Source organism: Polaromonas sp. P1_E11, from assembly GCF_056405995.1.
In genome coordinates, this window is the sequence record NZ_JBFUBA010000001.1 from 42,874 (window position 1) to 66,329 (window position 23,456).

Annotated in this window: 21 protein-coding genes and 1 tRNA gene; 14 read left to right on the forward strand and 8 right to left on the reverse strand. The window is 61.0% G+C overall.

Annotation, left to right across the window (positions count from 1 at the left end; all coding sequences use genetic code 11):
* Window positions 1-56: 56 nt before the first annotated feature.
* On the forward strand, window positions 57-986 hold the full coding sequence (locus tag AC1D11_RS00200) for a DNA ligase (RefSeq protein WP_477649889.1): 930 nt from the start codon (window positions 57-59) through the stop codon (window positions 984-986).
* Between the two features lie 145 nt (window positions 987-1,131).
* Here AC1D11_RS00200 and AC1D11_RS00205 read toward each other — a convergent pair whose 3' ends face one another.
* Together AC1D11_RS00205 and AC1D11_RS00210 are read right to left on the reverse strand one after the other, a co-directional pair.
* Window positions 1,132-1,557 carry a DUF3592 domain-containing protein gene (locus AC1D11_RS00205; protein ID WP_477649890.1) on the reverse strand — a complete coding sequence of 142 codons (426 nt, stop codon included), beginning with the start codon at window positions 1,555-1,557 and terminating at the stop codon, window positions 1,132-1,134.
* A 61-nt stretch (window positions 1,558-1,618) separates the two neighbouring features.
* Window positions 1,619-3,907 (reverse strand): Orn/Lys/Arg family decarboxylase, encoded by a 2,289-nt coding sequence (locus AC1D11_RS00210; RefSeq protein ID WP_477649891.1) that lies wholly within the window; start codon window positions 3,905-3,907, stop codon window positions 1,619-1,621.
* Between the two features lie 199 nt (window positions 3,908-4,106).
* Here AC1D11_RS00210 and AC1D11_RS00215 point away from each other — a divergent pair, with 199 nt between their 5' ends.
* The 4 genes from AC1D11_RS00215 (at window position 4,107) to AC1D11_RS00230 (ending at window position 6,019) form a co-directional block, all read left to right on the forward strand.
* Window positions 4,107-4,532, forward strand: coding sequence for an NfeD family protein (locus AC1D11_RS00215; protein WP_477649892.1), 426 nt, complete (start codon window positions 4,107-4,109; stop codon window positions 4,530-4,532).
* A 10-nt stretch (window positions 4,533-4,542) separates the two neighbouring features.
* A complete protein-coding gene (locus tag AC1D11_RS00220) occupies window positions 4,543-5,460 on the forward strand; it encodes an SPFH domain-containing protein (RefSeq protein WP_477649893.1) in 918 nt (305 codons plus the stop codon).
* Between the two features lie 25 nt (window positions 5,461-5,485).
* Window positions 5,486-5,860, forward strand: a complete 375-nt coding sequence (locus AC1D11_RS00225) for a DUF2237 family protein (RefSeq protein WP_477649894.1) — start codon at window positions 5,486-5,488, stop codon at window positions 5,858-5,860.
* A gap of 69 nt (window positions 5,861-5,929) precedes the next feature.
* Window positions 5,930-6,019 (forward strand) — tRNA-Ser (locus AC1D11_RS00230).
* A gap of 172 nt (window positions 6,020-6,191) precedes the next feature.
* Here the strand turns inward: AC1D11_RS00230 and AC1D11_RS00235 are convergent.
* From AC1D11_RS00235 to AC1D11_RS00250, 4 genes are all read right to left on the reverse strand, one after another.
* Window positions 6,192-7,322 carry a branched-chain amino acid ABC transporter substrate-binding protein gene (locus tag AC1D11_RS00235; RefSeq protein WP_477649895.1) on the reverse strand — a complete coding sequence of 377 codons (1,131 nt, stop codon included), beginning with the start codon at window positions 7,320-7,322 and terminating at the stop codon, window positions 6,192-6,194.
* A 221-nt stretch (window positions 7,323-7,543) separates the two neighbouring features.
* Window positions 7,544-7,894: a hypothetical protein gene (locus AC1D11_RS00240; protein ID WP_477649896.1), complete on the reverse strand. Its 351-nt coding sequence runs from the start codon at window positions 7,892-7,894 to the stop codon at window positions 7,544-7,546.
* Window positions 7,891-8,328: a DNA polymerase III subunit chi gene (locus AC1D11_RS00245; protein ID WP_477649897.1), complete on the reverse strand. Its 438-nt coding sequence runs from the start codon at window positions 8,326-8,328 to the stop codon at window positions 7,891-7,893. The genes AC1D11_RS00240 and AC1D11_RS00245 overlap by 4 nt, the downstream gene beginning before the upstream one ends.
* Window positions 8,325-9,884, reverse strand: a complete 1,560-nt coding sequence (locus AC1D11_RS00250) for a leucyl aminopeptidase (RefSeq protein WP_477649898.1) — start codon at window positions 9,882-9,884, stop codon at window positions 8,325-8,327. The genes AC1D11_RS00245 and AC1D11_RS00250 overlap by 4 nt, the downstream gene beginning before the upstream one ends.
* A 70-nt stretch (window positions 9,885-9,954) precedes the next feature.
* On the opposite strand from AC1D11_RS00250, the gene lptF reads away from it, so the two are divergent.
* The 6 genes from lptF (at window position 9,955) to AC1D11_RS00280 (ending at window position 15,221) form a co-directional block, all read left to right on the forward strand.
* The gene (gene lptF / locus AC1D11_RS00255; protein WP_477649899.1) at window positions 9,955-11,079 is read left to right on the forward strand and encodes an LPS export ABC transporter permease LptF; all 1,125 of its coding nucleotides are present in this window, start codon (window positions 9,955-9,957) and stop codon (window positions 11,077-11,079) included.
* Window positions 11,076-12,218 carry an LPS export ABC transporter permease LptG gene (lptG, locus tag AC1D11_RS00260; protein ID WP_477649900.1) on the forward strand — a complete coding sequence of 381 codons (1,143 nt, stop codon included), beginning with the start codon at window positions 11,076-11,078 and terminating at the stop codon, window positions 12,216-12,218. Before lptF ends, lptG begins: the two co-directional genes overlap by 4 nt.
* Before the next feature lie 15 nt (window positions 12,219-12,233).
* A complete protein-coding gene (locus tag AC1D11_RS00265) occupies window positions 12,234-12,611 on the forward strand; it encodes a sirohydrochlorin chelatase (protein WP_477649901.1) in 378 nt (125 codons plus the stop codon).
* Window positions 12,612-12,701: 90 nt separating this feature from the next.
* Window positions 12,702-13,646: a CysB family HTH-type transcriptional regulator gene (locus tag AC1D11_RS00270; protein WP_477649902.1), complete on the forward strand. Its 945-nt coding sequence runs from the start codon at window positions 12,702-12,704 to the stop codon at window positions 13,644-13,646.
* Window positions 13,647-13,762: 116 nt separating this feature from the next.
* The gene (locus AC1D11_RS00275; RefSeq protein ID WP_477649903.1) at window positions 13,763-14,938 is read left to right on the forward strand and encodes a pyridoxal phosphate-dependent aminotransferase; all 1,176 of its coding nucleotides are present in this window, start codon (window positions 13,763-13,765) and stop codon (window positions 14,936-14,938) included.
* A 124-nt stretch (window positions 14,939-15,062) separates the two neighbouring features.
* Window positions 15,063-15,221 (forward strand): DUF3309 family protein, encoded by a 159-nt coding sequence (locus tag AC1D11_RS00280; protein ID WP_007856361.1) that lies wholly within the window; start codon window positions 15,063-15,065, stop codon window positions 15,219-15,221.
* Window positions 15,222-15,475: 254 nt separating this feature from the next.
* Here AC1D11_RS00280 and hrpA read toward each other — a convergent pair whose 3' ends face one another.
* Both hrpA and AC1D11_RS00290 read right to left on the reverse strand, forming a co-directional pair.
* The gene (hrpA, locus tag AC1D11_RS00285) at window positions 15,476-19,375 is read right to left on the reverse strand and encodes an ATP-dependent RNA helicase HrpA (RefSeq protein ID WP_477650917.1); all 3,900 of its coding nucleotides are present in this window, start codon (window positions 19,373-19,375) and stop codon (window positions 15,476-15,478) included.
* A gap of 130 nt (window positions 19,376-19,505) precedes the next feature.
* Window positions 19,506-20,726 (reverse strand): diguanylate cyclase domain-containing protein, encoded by a 1,221-nt coding sequence (locus AC1D11_RS00290; protein ID WP_477648629.1) that lies wholly within the window; start codon window positions 20,724-20,726, stop codon window positions 19,506-19,508.
* 237 nt (window positions 20,727-20,963) lie between these two features.
* Here AC1D11_RS00290 and argA point away from each other — a divergent pair, with 237 nt between their 5' ends.
* The 3 genes from argA (at window position 20,964) to AC1D11_RS00305 (ending at window position 23,290) form a co-directional block, all read left to right on the forward strand.
* Window positions 20,964-22,313, forward strand: coding sequence for an amino-acid N-acetyltransferase (gene argA / locus AC1D11_RS00295; RefSeq protein WP_457282738.1), 1,350 nt, complete (start codon window positions 20,964-20,966; stop codon window positions 22,311-22,313).
* Between the two features lie 99 nt (window positions 22,314-22,412).
* Entirely contained in the window at window positions 22,413-22,661 is a 249-nt protein-coding gene (locus AC1D11_RS00300) for a DUF1272 domain-containing protein (protein ID WP_477648628.1), read from the forward strand.
* On the forward strand, window positions 22,658-23,290 hold the full coding sequence (locus AC1D11_RS00305) for a LysE family translocator (protein ID WP_477648627.1): 633 nt from the start codon (window positions 22,658-22,660) through the stop codon (window positions 23,288-23,290). The genes AC1D11_RS00300 and AC1D11_RS00305 overlap by 4 nt, the downstream gene beginning before the upstream one ends.
* Window positions 23,291-23,456 lie beyond the last annotated feature (166 nt).

Sequence of the window (23,456 nt, forward strand, 5' to 3'; positions counted from 1 at the left end):
TGAACTATAAACTGTACATTCATACAGTCATAAGTCAAGAAAAACAGGGAGGGCCCATGCGGCAACACATCACCCGCTCCGGCGAGCGGGCCAACACGGTCTTTTTTCGCCTCAAAACGCTTCACTGGCTGCTGGCACTCGCCGGCTTGCTGGCACCAGCGCTTCCGGTGCTTTCGGCATCCGCAGCTGCGCAAGCGCCGCCGCTGATGCTCGCCAAGGTGTACCAACCCGGCGTCACCCTTCAGGATTATTGGGTCAGTGAAAAATTCGACGGCGTGCGTGGCTACTGGGACGGGGAACAGCTGCTCACGCGCGGGGGTGAACGCATCGCCGCGCCGGCCTGGTTCACCGCAGGCTGGCCCAAAACACCCCTGGACGGCGAGCTGTGGGCGGGCCGCGGCCAGTTTGCCAGGGCGGTGTCTACCGTACGCCAGCAAACCCCGGGCGACGCTGCCTGGCGAGCCATGCGCTTCATGGTGTTTGACCTGCCCGCGCAAGGCGGCCCGTTCAGCGAGCGGATCCCGGCCCTCAATGGCGTGGTGAGCCGCATCGACCAGCCGTGGGTGCAGGCCGTGGGGCAATCGAAGGTGGCAAGCCATGCGGCCTTGCAAGGGCTGCTGGCCACCACCGTGAAGCGCGGCGGCGAAGGCCTGATGCTGCACCGCGGTACGTCTTTCTACAAAGGTGCACGCAACGACGACCTGCTCAAGGTCAAGACCCACGAAGACACCGAAGCCCGCGTGGTGGCGCATGTTCCCGGCAAGGGAAAGTACGCCGGCATGCTGGGCGCGCTACTGGTGGAAATGCCCGGTGCCGACGGCAAACCAGGACGGCGCTTCAAGCTGGGAACCGGGCTCAACGATGAGCAGCGCCAGAATCCGCCGCCCGTGGGCAGCACCGTCACCTACCGTTTTCGCGGGCTCAACGACAGCGGCCTGCCCCGGTTTGCCAGCTTCATGCGGGTACGGGAAGACCAGCTGCTTTAAAAGGTGGGCCGCAAGCCGGCGCTGCCGGAGACCAACGTGAGTTGGCCTCGCGCCCGCTGCATTCAACAGGAAAATAGCCTGTAGCGCTCGTCAGTCGTGCGCCTCCAGCTACAAAAAAAATAGCAAACGCCCCGGGGAGGCGGCTTTATTTTTTCTGGCTCGCCAGCAGGCCGAGGCCGGTGTAGCCCAGGCTGGCAATGACAAAGAACCAGCCCACCCACTTGAGGAAGGATGACCCGCCCGCTTCCTGCGCGAACCCCACCTGGCTCGGGTCCCCGGGCATGTAGTAGATGTTCACCGGCCTGCCCGCCTCAAAGTCCTTCAGCACGGCCTCGGGGAACGAGCGCTTGATCGTCATGGGCCGCCCGGCCTCGGTGCGGAATTTGAGTTCCGCCGTGTAGGTGGTGTGTCCCTTTTGGGAAAAACTCTTGTATTCCTTGATCGGCTCGACCACCGCCGTCTTGCCACTGGCCATGAGCAGCCGCAACTCGCTGTCCCCGCTGGCCTGCACGCGCAGGAACACTGCGCCGACGATGACGCCGAGCACCCCGAAGAGAATCGTCTTGAACATGCCACCACCCAATAAATATGGGAAGGACTATAGCAAACGAAAGTACCCGTTTTTCTTCCGTTCAGCGTTTGACGCAATCCGCGTAGTAGCGCGTCTTGCCCTTGGCATCCACCTGTTCCACAAGGCCGTGGATGTCTGTTTCAAAGCCTGGGCACTGGGCGTTGAACTCGCGCGAGAACTTCAGGTAGTCCACGATTTTCCGGTTGAACACCTCGCCCGGGATCAACAGCGGGATGCCCGGCGGGTACGGCGTAACCAGGCCCACGGTAATGCGGCCTTCCAGGTGGTCGATTTCAACCCGTTCCGTCGTGCGGTGGGCAATGTGGGCGTAGGCGTCGCTGGGTTTCATGGCGGGGGCCAGGTCGCTCAGGTAGACCTCCGTGGTCAGCCGTGCAATGTCGTACTTGGCGTATAGCGTGTGGATATGCTGGCACAGGTCAGCCAGGCCCATGCGCTCGTACTTGGGGTACTTCTGGCAGAACTCGGGCAGGATGCGCCACATCGGCTGGTTCTTGTCGTAGTCGTCCTTGAACTGCTGCAGCGCCGTCAGCAGCGTGTTCCAGCGGCCCTTGGTGATGCCGATGGTGAACATGATGAAGAAGCTGTAGAGGCCGGTTTTCTCGACGATCACGCCGTGCTCGGCCAGGAACTTGGTCACGATGCTGGCCGGAATGCCGGTTTTCGCAAACTTGCCGTTCAGGTCGAGGCCGGGCGTGACGATGGTGGACTTGATCGGGTCCAGCATGTTGAAGCCGGTAGCCATCTGGCCGAAGCCGTGCCAGTTGTTGGCGCCGTTTCTGGCCGTCTTGGCGCTTCGGGACTCGCCCTTGATGATCCAGTCCTGCGATTCGCCAATGCCCTCTTCGACCAACTTGTCCGGCCCCCAGACCTTGAACCACCAGTCGGTGCCGTATTCCTCGTCGATCTTGCGCATGGCGCGGCGGAAGTCCAGCGCTTCGGCAATGCTTTCCTCAACCAGTGCCGTGCCGCCGGGAGGCTCCATCATGGCGGCGGCCACGTCGCAGCTGGCGATGATGCTGTACTGCGGCGAGGTTGACGTATGCATCAGGTAGGCCTCGTTGAAGAGGTGCCTGTCGAGTTTGGTGTTCTGCGAATCCTGCACCAGCACGTGGCTGGCCTGGCTGATGCCTGCCAGCAGCTTGTGGATGGACTGCGTGGCGTACACCACTGCATTCTTCGGCCGGATGCGGCTTTTGCCCATGGCGTGATAGCTGCCGTAGAACGGGTGGAAGGCTGCGTGCGGCAGCCAGGCTTCGTCAAAGTGCAGGTTGTCTATGTAGCCGTCCAGCATGCCCTTGATGGTTTCGGTGTTGTAGAGCACGCCGTCGTAGGTGGACTGCGTCAGCGTCAGCACACGCGGCTTGACTTTGCTGCTGTCCACGCCCTTGAGCAGCGGGTTGGCGTCGATCTTGGCGCGGATCGCGTCTGGCTCAAATTCGCTCTGTGGAATCGGCCCGATGATGCCGAAATGGTTGCGCGTCGGCTTCAGGAACACCGGAATCGCCCCCGTCATGATGATGGAATGCAGGATGGACTTGTGGCAGTTGCGGTCAACGACCACCACGTCACCGGGCGCCACTGTGTGGTGCCACACCATCTTGTTGCTGGTCGAGGTTCCGTTGGTCACGAAGAAGCAGTGGTCGGCATTGAAGATGCGCGCGGCGTTGCGCTCGCTGGCGCCGATCGCGCCGTCATGGTCCAGCAACTGGCCGAGCTCTTCCACCGCGTTGCAGACGTCGGCGCGCAGCATGTTCTCGCCAAAAAACTGGTGGAACATCTGGCCCACAGGGCTTTTCAGGAAAGCAACGCCGCCCGAATGGCCCGGGCAGTGCCAGGAATAGGAACCGTCTTCGGCATAGTCGAGCAGTGCCTTGAAAAACGGCGGCTGCACGCCTTCCAGGTAGCTCTTGGCTTCGCGCAGGATGTGGCGCGCTACGAACTCGGGCGTGTCCTCGAACATGTGGATGAATCCGTGCAGCTCGCGCAGGATGTCGTTGGGGATGTGGCGCGAGGTCTTGGTTTCGCCGTAGACGTAAATCGGCACATCCAGGTTCTTGCGGCGTACTTCCTCGATAAAGGTGCGCAGGTTGAGTACGGCCGGGTCGAGGTCGGGGCCTGGTGAAAACTCTTCGTCATCAATCGACAAAATGAAGGCGCTGGCCCGGCTTTGCTGCTGGGCGAACTGCGAGAGGTCGCCGTAACTGGTCACACCCAGGACTTCGAAGCCCTCGGTTTCAATGGCTTGCGCCAGCGCACGGATGCCCAGACCGGAGGTGTTCTCGGAGCGGAAGTCTTCGTCGATGATGACGATGGGAAAGCGGAATTTCATGGCTTGGGCTGGAGTTCATGGTCGCCCTGAACCTGTCGGAGGGCATGGGAAACGCTCAAAGGGCATAGACAGGTTGAGCCCGGGCGGTGAGAGGAAGCTTTTTCCAAGCAGCGAAGTGTAAGGACATATTGTTGCGCTACGCTTGTCTTGGGGTCTAATTGCCCCAAAATGTAGCGGATGACCGACAAAAGGAGGAAGCATGAGTGAATCGACTATTTGGTGGCTGCTGGCGGGTACGGCAGTCGCGGTGGAGCTGGTAACCGGAACTTTTTACCTGCTGATGATCGCGGTGGGCTTGGCAGCCGCTGCAATTGCCGCTCATTTGGGCGCCTCGACGGCCCTGCAACTCGTTACGGCGGCCGTTGTCGGCTCGGCCAGCGTGGGCGTTACCCATTTCATTCGGGGTCGGGGGCCCAAGGCGTTATCGGCAGGAACCAATCCAGACGTCAACATGGATATTGGTGAAACGGTACAGGTCGATGACTGGCAAGCGGACGGCACGGCGCTCGTACGCTACCGCGGCGCGCAATGGGCGGTTATTCAGGCGATCGACGGTACGCCCTCAGCGGGCGCCCACCGTATTCGGGAAGTTATTGGCAGCAAATTGGTCGTAGAAAAAATCTGAGGGAATCACCATGTCATCTTATGTAGCACTCATTATTCTCATCGTCGCAGTGATCTTCGTCATCCGCGCCGTCAAATTCGTTCCACAGCAAAATGCCTGGGTCATCGAACGCATGGGTAAATATCACGCAAGCCTGACGCCGGGCCTCAACTTCCTGGTTCCTTTTATTGACCGTGTCGCCTACAAGCACAGTCTGAAGGAAATCCCGCTGGACGTTCCCAGCCAGGTTTGCATTACCCGCGACAACACCCAGCTCCAGGTCGACGGCATCCTCTACTTCCAGGTAACCGACCCGATGCGCGCCAGTTACGGTTCGTCCAACTACATAGTGGCCGTCACACAACTGGCCCAAACCTCGCTCCGCTCGGTGATCGGCAAACTGGAGCTCGACAAAACCTTTGAAGAGCGCGACATCATCAACGCGCAAGTCGTTGCTGCCATTGACGAAGCCGCCCTGAACTGGGGCGTGAAAGTGCTGCGCTACGAAATCAAGGACTTGACTCCTCCCAAAGAGATCCTGCATGCCATGCAGTCACAAATTACGGCAGAGCGTGAGAAGCGGGCTCTGATCGCTGCCTCTGAAGGCCGCCGCCAGGAGCAGATCAATATCGCAACCGGCGAGCGTGAAGCCTTCATTGCCCGCTCGGAAGGCGAAAAACTGGCGGCCATCAATAACGCGCAAGGTGAAGCCGCCGCCATCATGGCCGTTGCCGACGCCAACGCAAAAGCCATCGAAATGGTCGCGGCCGCGATCCGCCAGCCAGGCGGCGAACAGGCCGTACAGCTCAAGGTGGCCGAACAGGCGGTTGACGCCTATTCCAAGGTAGCCAGGGACGCCAAAACTACGCTGGTGGTACCCAGTAACATGACAGAAGTCACCGCCCTCATCAGCTCGGCCATGAAGATGGTGCAGGCAAACAAGGTGTGACGACGGGCTTTTCGCAGGCAAGACCATGAGCGCAAAAAATGTACTGGGCACGGATTTGGTGCCCTGCTCCTATGACCCGCTGACCGGCTACTTTCGTGACGGTTGCTGCAACACGGATGAATCGGATGCAGGGTCCCACCTCGTATGCGTTCGCGTCACACGTGAATTTCTGGCTTTTTCCGCCAGCCGCGGCAACGATCTTTCGACGCCGCAACCCGCGTACCGCTTTGCAGGCCTTCAGCCGAATGACCGCTGGTGCCTGTGCGCCAACCGCTGGCGCGAAGCGCTGGAGGCTGGCTTTGCACCGCCTGTTGTGCTGGAGTCCACGCACAGCAAGGCGCTGGAATTCGTCTCCCTGGCCCAGCTGGAAAAGCACCGGTTCCAGGGCGCTCTCCACTGAGCCTGTTGCGTGTCGGGTGCAATTCCTGCCTCCATCCGTACGCAGCACTGCTATAATCGAAGGCTTCGCGGAAGGGTGGATGAGCGGTTTAAGTCACACGCCTGGAAAGCGTGCGTAGGGTTAAACCTACCGCGGGTTCGAATCCCGCCTCTTCCGCCAAATAGTCAAGTTGCCGTGAGTTTCCACGCGGTGGCAAAAACTCCTAAAAGCCCAGCTTGCTGGGCTTTTTTGTGCCTGCTCCACTTTCGGCGCCTCACTTCCGGTCTTCCTGGATTTTTTCCGGGCAAAAAAAAGCCACCTCTCGGTGGCTTTTTTTGTTTGCGGTGAACGATCAGTTCAGGGCAGACTTCTTGCCGTCTTTGTAGACGTACAGGGTGATAGCGGGGTTCTTCAGTTCGCCATTGGGTTCAAAAGCGATCGTGGTGGTCACGCCCTTGAAGCTGGTTTCAGGCAGCTTGGCGGTGTAGACCTTTGGATCCCAGGAACCGGCACGCTTCATGGCGTCGACCAGAACGAAAGTAGCATCGTAGGTGTATGGGCTGTAAACCTGGAACTGGTTGGGGTACTTGGCGTCGTAACGCTTTTTCCATGCTTCGCCGCCTGGCATTTTGGCCAGCGATGCGCCACCTTCAGCGCAAACCACGTTACCGATGGTCTTGGCGCCTGCGGTCAGCTTGGCCAGTTCTGCGGTGCAGATGCCGTCGCCGCCGAAGTACTTGACGTTGCCCATGCCGAGCTGTTCCATCTGGCGCAACATTGGGCCGCCCTGTGGGTCCATGCCGCCGAAGAAGATTGCATCAGGTGCCTTGGCTTTGATGGCGGTCAGGATGGCCATGAAGTCGGTGGCCTTGTCGGTGGTGAACTGCTCGTCAACCACGGTCATGCCTTTTGCCAGGGCCGTTTTCTTGAACACTTCAGCAACACCCTGGCCGTAAGCGGTACGGTCGTCAATGATGGCGACTTTCTTCAGCTTCAGCGTGTCGGCAGCATAAAAAGCCAGGCCAGCGCCGAGGGCGTTGTCATTGGCAATGATGCGGTAGGTGGTTTTGTAGCCTGGCTTGGTCAGGTTGGGGTTGGTTGCAGCGCCCGTGACGTGGGGAATGCCGCAATCGTTGTAGACCTTGGAAGCAGGAATGGTGGTTCCGGAATTCAGGTGGCCGACCACGCCGGCGACTTTGGAGTCGCACAGCTTTTGTGCAGCGGCCGTGCCCTGTTTTGGATCAGCGGCGTCATCTTCAGCAACAATTTCAAACTTGACCTTTTTGCCGCCGATGACCACGTTTTGTGCGTTCAGGTCTTCGATGGCCATGCGCACGCCGTTTTCATTGTCTTTGCCGTAATGGGCTTGCGAGCCGGACAGCGGCGCCACGTGACCGATCTTGATCACTGCGTCTTGGGCAGAGGCAAAACCCGCTACTGCAGCGAGAGCAGCCACTACTGTCAGTTTTAATTTCATTTGCATAAAAACACTCCGATTAGGAAATTACCGTTAAAGGTTGAGAACAATTTTTTTACTCAACGGGGCCGAACATAACGCAATTTCCGGGCCCGCACCATAGCAACGTCCCTAGGTTAAATTCCGATAAGGGGGTTTACCCGGGGAGCAGATTGCCTTATGTGAACTTGTGTTTCAAGGGTTGAGCACAGCGAAAAACGCCCGTGTAAACAGTCGCTTGCACAGGCCTACGCGTCTGTGTTTGGCGGTGCCGCTTCGTGCTTCAAAGCCTGGTTCACAGATTGACGGACAACGTCCTCAATTTCTTCGCGCAGACGGGGAACCAGGGTTTGCGTGTGCTCCAGGATAAGTTGCCCCACCACCTCCCGCAAACGCCGCTCAAGGACCAGGTTCACCCGCTGGAGCACGCGTTGCACCATCTGCTCCTGAAGCTCGGCAGAAGCGGTGGACGCAGGCACAGGCAAGCCAGTCCTGGCCGTTTCCGGCGGCGCAGCCGGCGTCGACATCGGCGCGGGTATGGGCCGCACGACTTCCGTCAGCGTCGGCACGAACCGCGGCGGTGCGGGCGGGCGGTTCATGCACCCTCCCCGGCCGTCGCAAGGTCGTGACGTTTCATGGCATAGCCCCTGTCGGCGTAGTGCTTCCACCGGCTTCGCGCTGCAAGACGGTCATCGTCGGCCTGCGCCACGACTTCGATAAAACGTTCGAAGCGTTCAAATTCGGCGGGGATGCCATGTCCCAGGTTGACCAGTACGCCGTAATGCGGGCAGTCCTTGAGCGACTCGGCCAGCACCACCGGCGTTGCCGCCAATGTACTTTGGGGGGCGCCCGCACGGCAATGCGGCACAAATTCCGCAGGCGAAAAACTCCAGATCAACTGGTCCAGTTCCGCCAGCACCGCCGCGTCCCCCGTCACCACAACGCTGGCGCCGCTCAGGTAGGCCTTGCGAAGTAACCGGCAGCTGTAGGCCAGCTTGTCGGGCACATTGAAGTGAAAGGCGATTTCGGTCATGCCCGGGTTTTGGATGCGGGTTTGCGCCTGGACGCTGTTTTGGCTTTTTTGCCCGATGCTTGAGCCGAAGTCCCTGCCCTGGCTGGCACCACCTGGTCCAGCAGGTAGTCCAGCAGCAGCGGCACCGGCCTGCCGGTCGCACCTTTGGCGGCTCCGCCTTTCCAGGCCGTACCGGCAATGTCCAGGTGCGCCCATGGGAAACTGGCCGTGAACCGCTGCAGGAACTTGGCCGCGGTCACTGCACCCGCGGCACGCCCCGCCACGTTGGCGACATCTGCAAAATTGGTCTTGAGCCCTTCCGCATACTCGTCATCCAGCGGCATCCTCCAGCACAGGTCCAGGGACGATTCGCCTGCCGCCGACAAGGCCCCGGCCAAGGCGTCGTCGCTGGAGAAAAGCCCGCTGCGCACGCCGCCCAGGGCAATCACGCAGGCGCCGGTCAGCGTCGCGATGTCCACCACCGCCCGGGGCTTGAAGCGCTCAGCGTAGGTCAATGCGTCGCAGAGCACCAGCCGCCCTTCGGCGTCGGTGTTCAGGATCTCAATGGTCTGCCCGCTCATGCTGGTCACCACATCGCCGGGCTTGATGGCGCGGCTGCCCGGCATGTTTTCGCAGGCGGGAATCAGGCCTACCACATTGAGCGCCGGCCGCAGCTCTGCCAGCGCCCGGAAGGTGCCCAGAACGCTGGCGGCACCGCACATGTCGAACTTCATCTCGTCCATTTCGGCCGCGGGCTTGATGGAGATACCGCCCGTGTCAAAGGTGATGCCTTTGCCAACGAGCACGACGGGCGCCTCGGCCCTGGCCGCCCCCTCATAGCGCAGCACGATAAAGCGCAACGGCTCGGCCGAACCCTGCGCCACGGCCATGAAGGAGCCCATGCCGAGTTTGTCGACCTCTTTGGGCCCCAGCACTTCTACCTTGATGCCGCGCAGCTTGCCCAGTTCCCTGGCAGCACCGGCCAGAAGCGTCGGTGTCGCGTGGTTGGCCGGGCGGTTCGCCCACTCCTTGGCAAATTCAATGCCCTTGATCAGCGCTGCGCCTTTGTCAATGCCGGGTCGCGCTATTTGCGCACTTGCGGCGTCATTCACGGCAACCACCACCCGTTGCAACCTGCCGGGGCCGGCTTTTGCGTTCCTGGCGGCTTTGGACTTGGTGGTGGCGTAGGTATAAGTGGCATCACCGCAAGCGACCACGGCCGCGCGCACGGCTTCAGCCCGCAGATGGCCCACAGCCCCGAAGCAAATAGTCAGGTGCTGCACGTTCGCAGCCTTCAGGGCGCCCAGGCCGGCACTGACGGCAGCACGAACGTTTTTGGCACTGGCATCCCCTACGCCGGCCAATACGACCCGCCTGGCAGTGATGCCGGGAGCGCGGTACGTGCTCAGGAGCTTGCCCGGCTTGGCCTCAAAGTCCCCTGACTTGATCGCCAGCGATGCGAGCACCGAAAGAGGGTCGTTGCCGGAGCCCGGATCCTGGGGCACGAGAACCAGCAGCGCGTCGGTTTTTTCGCTGCAAATACGGGTGGGTGTCAGTGTTTTGAGTTCAAAGTCCATAATTCAGGGTCTGGTAAATAAACCAACGTAAAACAAAAAATAAAACGAAGCCAAGGCAGATATTCAGTCAATGTTATTCCAATCCACGATTCGCAAAGAGCTGGCACGCAGTTTTGGGGCCACGCTGGTGGTCCTGGTCACCATCGTGATGACCATTGTTCTGATCCGCACCCTGGGCCAGGCATCGCGCGGTTTCATCAATCCGCAGGACGTCATGCTGTTCATGGCCTACTCGGCGCTGGGACGCCTGCCGACCATCCTCACGCTGTCGCTGTTTATTGCGATGGTCAGTACCTTGTCGCGCATGTACCGCGACAGCGAAATGGTGGTGTGGTTCACCAGCGGCCAGGGCCTGGCGGGTTTTCTGCGACCGCTTTTCCGTTTTGCATGGCCTGTCCTGCTGGTCATAACGCTGATGGCTCTTTTTGTCTGGCCCTGGACCAACCAGCAAACCAAAGACATGCAAAGCCGGTATGAGCAGCGCGGCGACATCGACCGCATTGCCCCAGGCCAGTTCCAGGAATCCTCCAGCGGCAACCGGGTTTTCTTCATCGACCGCGACCTGGCGGGCGAGCGCTCCAGTAACAACGTGTTTATCGCTGCGACCGAAAAAGGCAAGAGTTCCATTACCACGGCCCGCTCGGGCCGCATCGAGACCAAAGGTGATGCGCAGTTCCTCATGCTCGAAAACGGCCAGCGCCTGGAAAACGTGATCGGGCAATCAGCGCTCAAAATCAGCGACTTCGAAGAGTACGGCACCAAAACCGGTGATAACAATCCGCTGACCGAAAACGCACCGGAAGCCAAACTGCTTTCCACCCGCTCCCTGATCAAGGCACCGACCCGCGGCAACCTCAGCGAGCTGGCGTGGCGGCTGGGGCTGGCGCTGGCATCCATCAACTTTGTCGTGCTGGCGGTGGCCCTGGCCAGCGTGAACCCGCGCGGCGGGCGCAGCGGCAACATGATCTTTGTATTGCTGACGTTTGTGGTCTACAACAACCTGGTCAACCTCGGGCAAAGCTGGATTTTTGTGGGCCTCATCAGTTTCAGCAACTTCCTGCTGGCACTGCACGGCGGCGTCCTGCTGCTGGCCCTGGCCTGGCTGTCCAAGCGACAGTTCAACTGGACGCTGCGGCCCGCCCGGCGCATCAACCGCACACCGCTGGCCGTACGCGACAGTGAAAGCCACGCATGAAAACCATACGCCGCCTGATCTACGGTGAAGTGCTAGCTGCCATCGCACTGGTGGCACTGGGCTTCCTGGCCCTGTTCTTCTTTTTTGACCTGGTCGATGAACTGCAATACCTCGGCAAGAGCAGCGGCATCAACGCAGCCGATATCTACCAGATCAGGCATGCATTGTTGTATGTAGGCCTGCTGATTCCCAATCATTTGTACGAGCTGCTGCCGATCTCCGTATTGATCGGCACCATCTTTGTGATGGCCCGACTGGCACAGAGCTCCGAATACACCATCCTGCGCACCAGCGGACTCGGCCCCTGGCGCGCGCTAAAGTTGCTGCTGGTCCTGGGGGCGCTGTTCGTGGTGTTCAGTTTCGCCGTAGGCGACTATGTGGCGCCTGCCAGCGAACGGGCCGCACAGCTGCTCAAGGCGCGCTACCAGAACAAGATCACCATCGGCCAGACCGGTGCCTGGCTGAAGGAAAAGCAGGCCTACAACACCTTTGTGGTCAATGTGAGGGCTCTCACCCCCGACAACGAAATGCAGGGTGTGCAGATTTTCGAATTCAACAACAAGGGATTGATCGTCTCCACCACACAGGCGCCGCTGGCAGCGTTCACCGCCGGCGATGCATGGGAATTGGACCAGGCCACGCGCACAGAATTTGATGTTCCTGCCGGTGCCAGCAGCGCCGCCAAACCCGGGGGCAGCGCCAAGGTCAACCGCGCGGTGCTAAAGAGCTTTCGCTGGCCCACCGAAATCAGCGCTGAAATGGTGTCGGTGGCGCTGCTCAAGCCTGAGCGCATGGGCACCATCGACCTGTTCAATTACGTCCGTCACCTGGACGCCAATGGGCAGACCGCGCAACGCTATGAAATAGAGTTCTGGAAAAAAGTCTTTTACCCGCTCAGCTGCCTGGTGATGGTGATTCTGGCACTGCCTTTTGCCTACCTTCACTTTCGCTCCGGTGGCATTGCCGGCTACGTGTTCGCCGGGGTGATGATTGGCATCAGCTTCTTCCTGCTCAACAACGTGTTCGGCTATATCGGCAACCTCCGCAACTGGCAGCCCTGGCTTGCGGCTGCCACGCCAGGCCTGCTTTATATGGCCGTCTCGCTGGGCGCGTTTGGCTGGCTGGTGCTCAGGCGTTAACGGACGCTGCGCGCCATGACGCCCTTGTTCCCCGCGCCGCGCGGCATCATCCTGCTTGCCCATGGCTCGCGCGACCCGCAGTGGCGCGACCCCATTGAGGCGGTTGCCGCTCAAGTCCGTCTCCGCGAGCCCGGCACCCCTGTCAGTTGCGCCTACGTGGAGCTTTGCCCTCCTTCATTGCCTGAAGCTGCTACAAATTTAATAGCTGCTGGCGCACGCCATATAAGGGTGTTTCCGCTTTTCTTTGGTATAGGCAAGCACGCCCGGGAAGACTTGCCGCTGCTGGTCGAACGCGTCAGGCTGGCGCATCCGGGCGTAGAAGTCGAGCTTCTGCCTGCAGCCGGGGAATACCGCGAATTGACCGCACTTATGGCCAGCATTGCCTTGTCATAACCGTGAAGGCACGGCGCATCTGTACGGCGGTTGGGCTCCTCCTTAGCGTAAAACAGGCATAATAAAATCAATAATTAGCCTGAATTCGATATGAACCTTCACCAATTCCGCTTCGTCCAGGAGGCCATCCGGCGCAACCTGAACCTGACAGAGACCGCCAAGGCCCTGCACACCTCGCAGCCCGGAGTATCCAAGGCCATCATCGAGCTTGAGGAGGAACTGGGCGTCGAGATCTTTGCACGGCACGGCAAACGCCTCAAGCGCGTGACGGAACCCGGGGAACACGTCCTCAAAAGCATTGAACTCATCATGCGCGAGGTCGGCAACCTGCGTCGCATTGGCGAGCAGTTTTCTGCCCAGGACAGCGGCACGCTCTCCATTGCCACCACCCATACGCAAGCCCGTTATGTGCTCCCGCAGCCCGTCGCCAAGCTGCGTGAAGCCTTTCCCAAAGTCAATGTCAGCCTGCACCAGGGCTCTCCCGACCAGGTGGCGCGCATGGTGCTTGATGAGGTGGCTGAAATCGGCATCGCGACCGAATCATTGACGCAGTACGAAGACCTGGTGACCCTTCCCTGCTACGAATGGCAGCACATGCTCGTCATTCCTGTTGACCATCCGCTGGCCAAAAAAGACAACATCACGCTGGAAGACCTGGCTGAGGAACCGCTGATCACCTACCACCCATCCTTCACCGGCCGTACCAAGATCGACCTGGCGTTTGCCGCCAAGCGCCTGCAGCCGCGCATCGCGCTGGAAGCCATCGACTCCGACGTCATCAAGACTTATGTGCGCCTGGGACTGGGCGTGGGCATCGTCGCAGAAATGGCCATCAAGGAAGACGGCACCAACAGCGACCTGATCGCCATCGCGGCGGGCCCGCTGTTCGGCATCAACGTGGCCCGCGTGGCCTTCAAGCGCAGCGCCTACCTTCGCAATTTCGTCTATAAATTCGCCGAACTGCTCAGCGACAAGCTGGACCGCGCCCTGATCACCAAGGCCATGGCCGGCCGTGTCAACGACTATGAGGTTTGACTTGGTTCCCCCCCGAAGCGGCCTGCGGCCGCCTCCCCCTCAGGGGGCGCCGCAAGCGGCCCCGCAAAGCCGGTTCCGCCGCGGCCGCTTGTAAAAGAAATGCATCCAGCTCAATCATGACCATGATCCTCGAACGCACCCCCACGCTCAAAACCAAGCTGCCCGCTGTCGGCACCACCATCTTCACGGTAATGTCCACGCTTGCCGCTGAAAAAGGCGCTGTCAACCTGGGCCAGGGTTTTCCTGATTTTGAGTGTGACCCGCAACTGGTCAACGCCGTCACGGACGCGATGACACAAGGCCTGAACCAGTACCCGCCCATGACAGGCGTTCCGGTGCTGCGCGAAGCCATCTCGGCCAAGGTGGCCAAACTTTACGGTCACCGCTACGACGCCAACACCGAGATCACCATCACCGCCGGTGCGACGCAGGCCATCATCACGGCCATCCTGGCTGTCGTTCACCCCGGCGACGAGGTCATCGTGCTGGAGCCCTGCTACGACAGCTACGTGCCCAACATCGAGCTGGCCGGTGGCGTCGTGGTGCGCGTTCCCCTCACGCCCGGCACCTTCCGGCCCGACTTCGACAAAATTTCCGCAGCGATCACATCCAGGACGCGGGCGATCATCGTCAACTCGCCGCACAACCCGAGCGCCACGGTATGGACCGAGGCCGACATGCTCACGCTGCAGGACATCCTGGCGCCCACCGACGTCCTGCTGATCAGCGACGAGGTCTATGAGCACATGGTGTTCGATGCGGCCCAGGGACGCGTGCATCAAAGCGCGGCGCGTTTTCCGGGCCTTGCCGCGCGTGCGTTCATTGTCAGCAGCTTCGGCAAGACTTACCACGTCACCGGCTGGAAGGTCGGCTACGTGGCCGCACCCGCTGCACTGACCACCGAGTTCCGCAAGGTGCACCAGTTCAACGTCTTCACCGTCAATACACCGGTGCAGTACGGGCTGGCCGCGTACATGGCCGATGCGCAGCCCTACCTGGACCTGCCGGCCTTCTACCAGCGCAAGCGCGACCTCTTTCGCGAAGGGCTGGCAAAAACCCGCTTCAAGCTGTTGCCCAGCGAAGGCAGCTACTTCCAGTGTGTGGACATCTCCGACGTGAGTGACCTGGACGAAGCCGGATTCTGCAAATGGCTGACGACCGAAATCGGCGTGGCGGCCATTCCCCTGTCGGCGTTTTACGGCAACGGCTTTGACCAGCGAGTGGTGCGGTTCTGTTTTGCCAAAAAAGACGAAACATTGAACACGGCCCTGCAGCGGCTGGCCAAACTGTAAGCGCGGCAAGCTGCCGTGTAATCCAGGGCTGTCAGTATTTGCCGACGGCTGGACAGGCGTTCATCCTGCTTGTTTGTGCCTCGCACCGGGAAACAATCACTTCACATAACAAGGAGTGCTTCAAATGTCCCTATCCCTCATCCTGCTGATCGTTCTTATTCTTATCCTCGTCGGCGCATTGCCAACCTGGGGTCACAGCCGCAGCTGGGGCTATGGACCCAGTGGTGGTATCGGCCTGGTGGTGTTGATCCTGGTCATCCTGCTGCTGATGGGACGCATCTAGTACGCGCCTTCCCCTGGTGATCCACCCGTAAAAATGGCCTTGCAATGCAAGGCCATTTTTATGCCGGCACACCAAATAGCCGGGCATCAACTATTCAGTTGAGCCCAGGCCTTTTAGCTACGGCATAACAAGCCTTCGGCAATTGTTAGCCTTCGCTTAAAAGCATGGCATCAACTATTCAGTTGAGCCCAGGCCTTTTAGCTACGGCATAACAAGCCTTCGGCAATTGTTAGCCTTCGCTTAAAAGCATGGCATCAACTATTCAGTTGCTGCCATGCTTTTTCCAGCCTTTTGATGCTGACCGGCTGCGGTGTGCGCAGCTCCTGCGCAAAGAAGCTCACACGAAGCTCTTCCAGCAGCCAGCGGAATTCCTGCATGCGCGCATCCACCGCGCCTTTTCGCTCAGCCACGAGCCGCCAGTAACGCTGCTCTTGCGGCCGCAATTCGGCCATCCGTGCGGCATCGCGTGCCGGGTCAGCGCGCCATTTTTCCAGCCGCAACGTGATGGCCTTGAGGTAGCGTGCGAAGTGCTGCAGTTGCCCATAAGGTGTGGCCGTCAGAAAGCGTTTGGGTACCAGGCGCTGCAGTTGCTGGGCGGCATCGGTTGCCGCTTCAGCGGCATTTTTGGTGTCCTTGATCTTGCGTTGGGCCACGGCGAATTCAGCCAGGATGCCGGCCGCCAGCCGGGCCACCTCACTGGCAATCAGCGTCAGGCGCCCTCGCCCATCGTCGATGCGTTTTTTGAACTCGGCTTCGTGCGTCGGCAATGGGTCCAGCAAAAACGCGCGGTCCAGCGCCACTTCGATGATCTGCTCGCGCAATTCCTCCAGCGTACCGCCGCCGGAGTTGTCGGCGGCGCGGCCCACCAGCATGTAGCTGGTGGCCATCTTCTGCAGCTCCGGCAGGTTCTTTTCCAGGTACTTCAGCGCATCCTTGATCTGCAGGGAGAACAGCCGGCGCAAGCCGGCGCGGTGCTTCGCGGCCGCCACATCGGGTTCGTCAAACACCTCGATCGTCACCGCATCGCCCAGGTCAATCAGTGCCGGAAACCCGATCAGCGTCTGGGCGCCCTTGCGGATTTCCATCAGCTCCGGCAACTCGCCAAAGCTCCAGCTGGTGTAGCGCTCCGGCGCTTTCGCCGCTATCTTTTCAGGAGCTGCTTGCGCTCGTCCTGATTGGGCTGCAGGCCGATTTGATGCTGAATTTTCGGAAAAAACGGGCTTTTCAAGCTCAGATCCGGGTGCTTTTGCCAGGTTTTTGAGTCCCGCCAGCGCCTGGAAGGCACCCCGTGCCTGCGAGCCCAGTTCGCCCTTGAGCGCGCCCAGGTTACGGCCCGCACCCAGCTGGCGGCCATGTTCGTCGACCACACGGAAGTTCATGAACAGGTGCGGCGGCAGCATGTCCAGCTTCATGTCATTGCGCTTGACGTCCAGCGAAGTCGCGTCGCGCACCAGCTTGAGCACCGCGTCGGTCAGCGAGCCGCTGCCGAACACCTCGGGTTGCAGCAACTGCTCAGTCATGCGGGCGGCGGTGTCGGGCAAGGGCACCAGGCGCGAGCGCGGGCGCTGGTGCAGCGTCTTGATCAGCGCCTGGACCTTGTCCTTGAGCATGCCGGGCACCAGCCACTCGCAGCGCTCTTCATTGACCTGGTTGAGCGCGAACAGCGGCACGTCCACCGTCACGCCATCGCGCGCGTCGCCGGGTTCGTGCAGGTAAGTCACCAGGCAATCCACGCCGCCCATTCGCAGTGTCTTGGGAAACGACTGGGTGGTAATGCCTGCAGCCTCATGCCGCATCAGTTCTTCGCGCGTCAAGAGCAGGAGCTGCGGCTGCTTTTTGACTTCCTCCTTGTACCAATGTTCGCAACTTGCACCACTGTGTACGCCAGCCGGGAGTTGCTGGTCATAAAAAGCGTAGATCAGTTCCTCGTCCACCAGCACGTCCTGGCGCCTGGCTTTGTGCTCCAGATCCTGCACCTGCTGGATCAGTTTCAGGTTCGCTGCGAGGAAAGGCAGCTTGGTGTCCCAGTTGCCAGCGACCAACGCTTCGCGGATGAAAATCTCGCGCGCCGTGACCGGGTCGACACGGCCAAAATTGACGCGCCGCCCGTTGTAGACCACCAGGCCGTAAAGCGTGGCTCGCTCCAGCGCCGTCACCTGCGCAGCCTTTTTCTCCCAGTGCGGGTCCAGCAGCTGCTTGGCTAAAAGATGCCCAGCCACCTGCTCTATCCAGGCCGGGTCAATGTTGGCGATGCCACGGCCAAAAAGGCGTGTGGTTTCCACCAGCTCGGCCACCACAATCCAGCGGCCCGGCTTTTTGCTCAGGCGTGCGCCGGGGTGTCGGTAGAACTTGATGCCGCGTGCACCCAGGTACCAGTCTTCCTCGTCGCTCTTGCAGCCGATGTTGCCCAGCAGGCCGCAGAGCATGGATAAGTGCAGCTGCTCATAGCTGGCGGGCTTGTCATTCAGAACCCACTTTTGTTCACCCACGACGGTATGCAGCTGCGAATGAATGTCGCGCCATTCGCGCACGCGGCGGATATTGACGTAGTTCTCGCGCAGCAGGTTTTCATACTGGCGGTTGGACAGCTTGTGGTCGGTGCCGTGGCCGCCGCGCGCGTCACCCAGCCATTTCCACAGCTTCAGGTAGCCGCTGAACTCGCTCTTCTCGTCATCGAACTTGGCGTGCTGCTGGTCGGCCTGGGCCTGTTTGTCCATGGGGCGGTCGCGCACGTCCTGCACACTGAGCGCACTGGCGATCACCAGTACCTCGTCCAGCGCGTTGCGGCCCTTGGCTTCCAGAATCATGCGGCCCACGCGCGGGTCCAGCGGCAGCTTGGCCAGCGTACGGCCGACGCCGGTCAATTCGTTGTCCTCGTCCACCGCCCCCAGTTCGGCCAGCAGCTGGTAGCCGTCGGCAATGGCGCGGCGTTGCGGTGGCTCGATAAAGGCGAACTCTTCCACATTGCCCAGGTGCAGCGCCTTCATGCGCAAAATCACCGAAGCCAGCGAACTGCGCAGGATTTCAGGGTCGGTGAAAGGCTGGCGGCCCTGGAAGTCCTTTTCGTCGTAAAGGCGTATGCAAATGCCATCGGCTACCCGGCCGCAGCGGCCGGCACGCTGGTTGGCCGCGGCCTGCGACACCGGCTCCACCATCAGCTGCTCAACCTTGTTGCGAAAGCTGTAGCGTTTGACGCGGGCGGTGCCGGCATCGACCACGTAGCGGATACCGGGAACGGTCAGCGAGGTTTCGGCCACGTTGGTGGCCAGCACGATGCGCCGCCCGCTGTGGCCGTCAAAAATGCGGTCCTGCTCGGCCTGGCTCAGGCGCGCGAACAGCGGCAGCACCTCGGCGTTGCGCGTCAACGGCTGGTGCGCCAGGTGCTTGCGCAGGTGGTCGGCTGCTTCGCGAATTTCTCGCTCGCCGGGCAAAAACACCAGGATGTCGCCCGCGCTGTGCGGGCTGAGCCAGAGTTCGTCGACGGCATCGGCAATTGCATCGTTCAGGTCGTGCTCGCGCGACTCCTCAAACGGCCGGTAGCGCTGCTCCACCGGAAACATGCGCCCGGACACCATGATCACAGGGGCAGGGCCTTTACTGGAAGCAAAGTAATCCGCAAAACGCTGCGCATCAATCGTTGCCGAGGTGATGACCACCTTGAGGTCAGGCCGGCGCGGCAGCAGCTGGCGCAGGTAGCCCAGCAAAAAGTCAATGTTCAGGCTGCGCTCATGGGCCTCGTCAATGATGATCGTGTCATAGGCCTTGAGCAGCGGATCGGTCTGCGTCTCGGCCAGCAAAATGCCGTCGGTCATCAGCTTGACTGAGGCGTCGCGGCTCAGCCGGTCCTGGAAGCGCACCTTGTAGCCCACCACGTCGCCCAGCGGCGTCTTCAGTTCCTCCGCGATGCGCTTGGCCACGCTGGACGCAGCAATACGGCGCGGCTGGGTATGGCCGATGAGCCGGCCCTGTCCGGCGGGGTAATTGAGCTTGCCGCGCCCCATGGCCAGCGCGATCTTGGGCAACTGGGTGGTTTTACCCGAACCGGTCTCGCCACAGACGATGATGACCTGGTGGGCCGCCATGGCGGCGGTGATTTCGTCGCGCTTGCCGGAAACGGGCAGCGATTCGGGAAAAGTGATGGCGAGGGGGGACAAGGATGGAAGCGAGAAAGAAGGCAAAAAGGAGAAACGGGCCAAGCGGCAACACTGCCGAAGCGCTCAATTATCGGGTGTTCCGGCCCGCAACAGACCGGGCATGGTTATGGCGCCGTGCAGGGCGCTGCGATCAGGCCGCCAGCACAGGCAAGTCCACGGCTTCCCCACTGGTCTCGTCAAACCACGCAATGCGGCTCGGGTAGCTGAGCGCTATGCGCGACATGCCCCGTCCTGTGCTCACCGCCGAAGAGGCGCGCGCGTCGGACTTGGAGACCCTGAGCACGCCAAGGCCGACTTCAGCGACCCAGCGCGTCTGCTGATTCCCTACCAGATCGCCTTCGAGCGTGGTGTTGAGCACCACCGACTTGGCCAGGGCCGACTGAACCCTGCGCGCGAGGTGAATCAACTGGCCGCTGTCATGGCAATTGCGCATCAGCAGTAAAAACCCGTTCTCTTCGAGGCGTCCCATTTCCACACCGGCGGGCACGGTGCGCCGCAGCCGCCCGGCGCACACAAACAGCGCGTGGTTCACTGCTGCGTGGCCGTAAAGCTTTTCCAGCACATACAGATTGGCAACCGACACCACCACCACACCCAGCGGCACCGGCTCATCGCGGTAGCGCCTGAAGGTTGCCTCCAGCATGTTGCCGGTTTCGCTGTGGGAGCGCATGCGCGTGACCGGGTCGTAGCTGGGGCCATATGCCATGGCCCGGTTCAGCTCGATCAGGTAGGAATAACGGGTCCACAGCACGGCCGCCATGGTGGCCAGATAACACGTGCCGGCGACGGCGGTCACCGCATGCACCTGCCACGGCACATGGGCACGGTCCATCGCCACCCAGCTCAACCCGGCAACGGCCACGAGCATGAAGAAGACGCCCGAGACGGCCACCCAGGCAAGCAGGTCCCCCCGAACGGCACTGCGAAGACTGAGCGCCATTGCCACCAGCCCCAGAAAACATGCCACCGCCAGGCTCAGTGCCAGGGCGTGGCGCGGGCTCAATGCCCAGCCAACCGCGATATCCAGAAGAGCCAGGCTCGCCAGCCAGGTCAAGGCGCGCCGGGCCGAGTCCGGATTGCGCAGGATGCCCAGGATGGAAAACAGCAGGTAAGCCAGCAGCGCAGACACCACGCTGGCAACGTGGGCCAGGAAACGGTCCAGAACATCGGCGTTCTCGATCGGTAACCAACCCAGGAAGGCCACCACAAAAAAAGTGGAGGCGATTGCCGAGACAGCCGCATTCACGGCAATACGCCGCAGGGACCGGATATAGGCAAATGCCGAACCGGCCAGCATCAGGCTGGCTGAGCCGAAATAGCAGCCCCAAAACCCGATCGCGTATTTGTCCATGAACCCGAACCATACCCCGCCGCCCCTCATTAAGCAAACCCTCAAATGGAGTACGCCGGCAAAAAGCACACCCTCGCCAAAGCCGGCATTTGCATCCCTCAGGCCGGCGGTGTCTCCCTTACACTCACTGGACTTTTTCCGTTTACCGGGGAAACAGCGCCCAGGGAGACCGCTTGCCTCTTTCGCGCCGTCCCCGGCTGCCCTTGACCCGCCACAACCGATCCCGAAAGCGCGCCCATGTCTGCCGTCTTCAATTTCACCTTTGTGCCCTGGTTCCGTTCGGTCGCACCCTACATACACACCCACCGCGGTAAAACGTTCGTCGTAGGCATTGCCGGCGAAGCGATTGCGGCGGGCAAGCTCCAGCACATTGCCCAGGACCTGGCACTGATCCAGAGCATGGGCGTGAAGATCGTGCTGGTGCACGGCTTTCGCCCGCAGGTCAACGAGCAGCTCAAGGCCAAGGGGCACGCCGCCAAATATTCGCACGGCATGCGCATCACGGACGAAGTCGCGCTCGACTGTGCCCAGGAAGCCGCCGGCCAGCTGCGCTATGAGATTGAAGCGGCGTTCAGCCAGGGCCTGCCCAATACCCCCATGGCCGGCTCCACGGTGCGGGTGATTTCGGGCAATTTCATCACCGCGCGGCCGGTCGGCATTCTCGACGGCGTGGACTTCAAGCACTCGGGCCTGGTGCGCAAGGTGGACACCGCCGCCATCGGCCGGGTGCTGGATTTCGGCGCCATGGTGCTGCTCTCGCCCTTCGGCTTCTCACCCACCGGCGAAGCCTTTAACCTGACCATGGAAGAAGTCGCCACTTCGGTGGCCATCGCCATGCAGGCCGACAAGCTGATTTTCCTGAGCGAGATTCCCGGCATACGCATCCACCACGACCAGCCCGAAAGCGAAGACAACCCCATCGACACCGAGCTGCCGCTGGCCGCCGCCGAAAAACTGCTGGCCACCCTGCCCAACGGCGAACGTCCCACCGACACCGCGTTTTACCTTCAGCACTGCGTCAAGGCTTGCAAGGCCGGCGTGGAACGCAGCCACATCCTGCCCTTCGCGGTAGACGGCGCACTGCTCCTGGAAATCTATGTGCACGACGGCATAGGCACCATGGTGATCGATGAAAAGCTCGAAGAGCTTCGCGAGGCCACGGAAGACGACGTGGGCGGCATCCTGCAGCTGATCGAGCCTTTTGAAAACGATGGCACGCTGGTCAAACGCAGCCGCACCGAAATCGAGCGCGACGCCGCCAACTACAGCATCATCGAACACGACGGCGTGATCTTTGCCTGTGCGGCGCTGTACCCCTACCCCGAAGCCAAAACGGCTGAAATGGCGGCGCTCACCGTTTCGCCGCAAAGCCAGGGCCAGGGCGACGGCGAGAAAATCCTCAAACGCATCGAGCAGCGCGCCCGCGCGGCCGGCCTGCAAAGCATCTTTGTGCTGACCACCCGCACCATGCACTGGTTCATCAAACGCGGCTTCGTGCAGGTAGACCCGGACTGGCTGCCCGAAGGCCGCAAGCGCAAATACAACTGGGATCGCAAGAGCCAGGTGCTGGTCAAGAAGCTTTCATAGACGTTCGGCTGGGAGAAAGCGGACTTAAAGCGGGGCTTTCTTCCCAGGGACTTTTTTCTTTAGCATCCAGTTAAATCCCGCACTCACACAGGACTCCACATGCTCCAACTCCGCCCCAATTGCGAATGCTGCAACAAGGACTTGCCCAACGAGTCGCCCGATGCGCGCATCTGCACCTTTGAATGCACCTTCTGCGCCGACTGCGTCGCCACCAAACTCCAGGGCGTGTGCCCCAATTGCGGCGGTGAATTCACTGTCCGGCCGCGCCGCCCGGCCGGCAAGCTGGCCAAGTACCCGCCCTCGACCGAGCGCGTCTACAAGCCCGAAGGCTGTGCGGTGGCCGCATGAACACCGCCACCCTGCTGCTTTTTTCCATCGTGGCACTGGTGGCCATCGCCACGCCCGGCCCCACGGTCCTGCTCGCGCTGGCCAATGGTTCGCGCTACGGCGTGCGCCGTTCCGTGCCCGGCATGCTGGGGGCCGTGGTGTCCGACTTTGTACTGGTCGGCGCGGTCGCATTGGGTCTGGGTGCGCTGCTGGCGGCCTCCGAGTTCTGGTTCTCGGTGCTCAAGTGGGCCGGCGCGGTCTACCTGGCCTGGTTGGGCATTCGCCTGCTGCGCTCGCGCGGCGGGTTTGAGATTCCCGCCGAAGGCAACACCGGCGCGCAACACGGCGGCCGCGCAATTTTCATGAAGTCCTTCCTGGTGGCCGTGACCAACCCCAAGGGTTACCTCTTTTGCTCGGCCCTGCTCCCGCAGTTCATTGACCCGGCTGCTGCCCAGGCACCGCAATACCTCGCCATTTCGCTGGTATTTGCCGGTATCGATTTTTCCGTCATGTTCGGCTATGCCTTCATAGGCGCACGCGCCATACGCCTGCTCAAGGCCTCGGCCACACGCTGGATAGACCGCGCCTGCGGCGGCGCGCTGCTGGCGCTGGCGGGCTCGCTGGCGTTCTACCGCCGGGCAAACAGCTAGGGCTGTACAGCCCCGCTATGTGCGCTGGCGCACGGACTTTTCAGACAAGACCTGTACACTGCCGGAGTCTTTGCAAAGACTTCGCATATCCCCGGCCAGGATTCTGGAAGCGCCGCCCATAGTCGGCGCTTCGCAGGGTCGTCGTTACTTTTACAGAAACATGGCC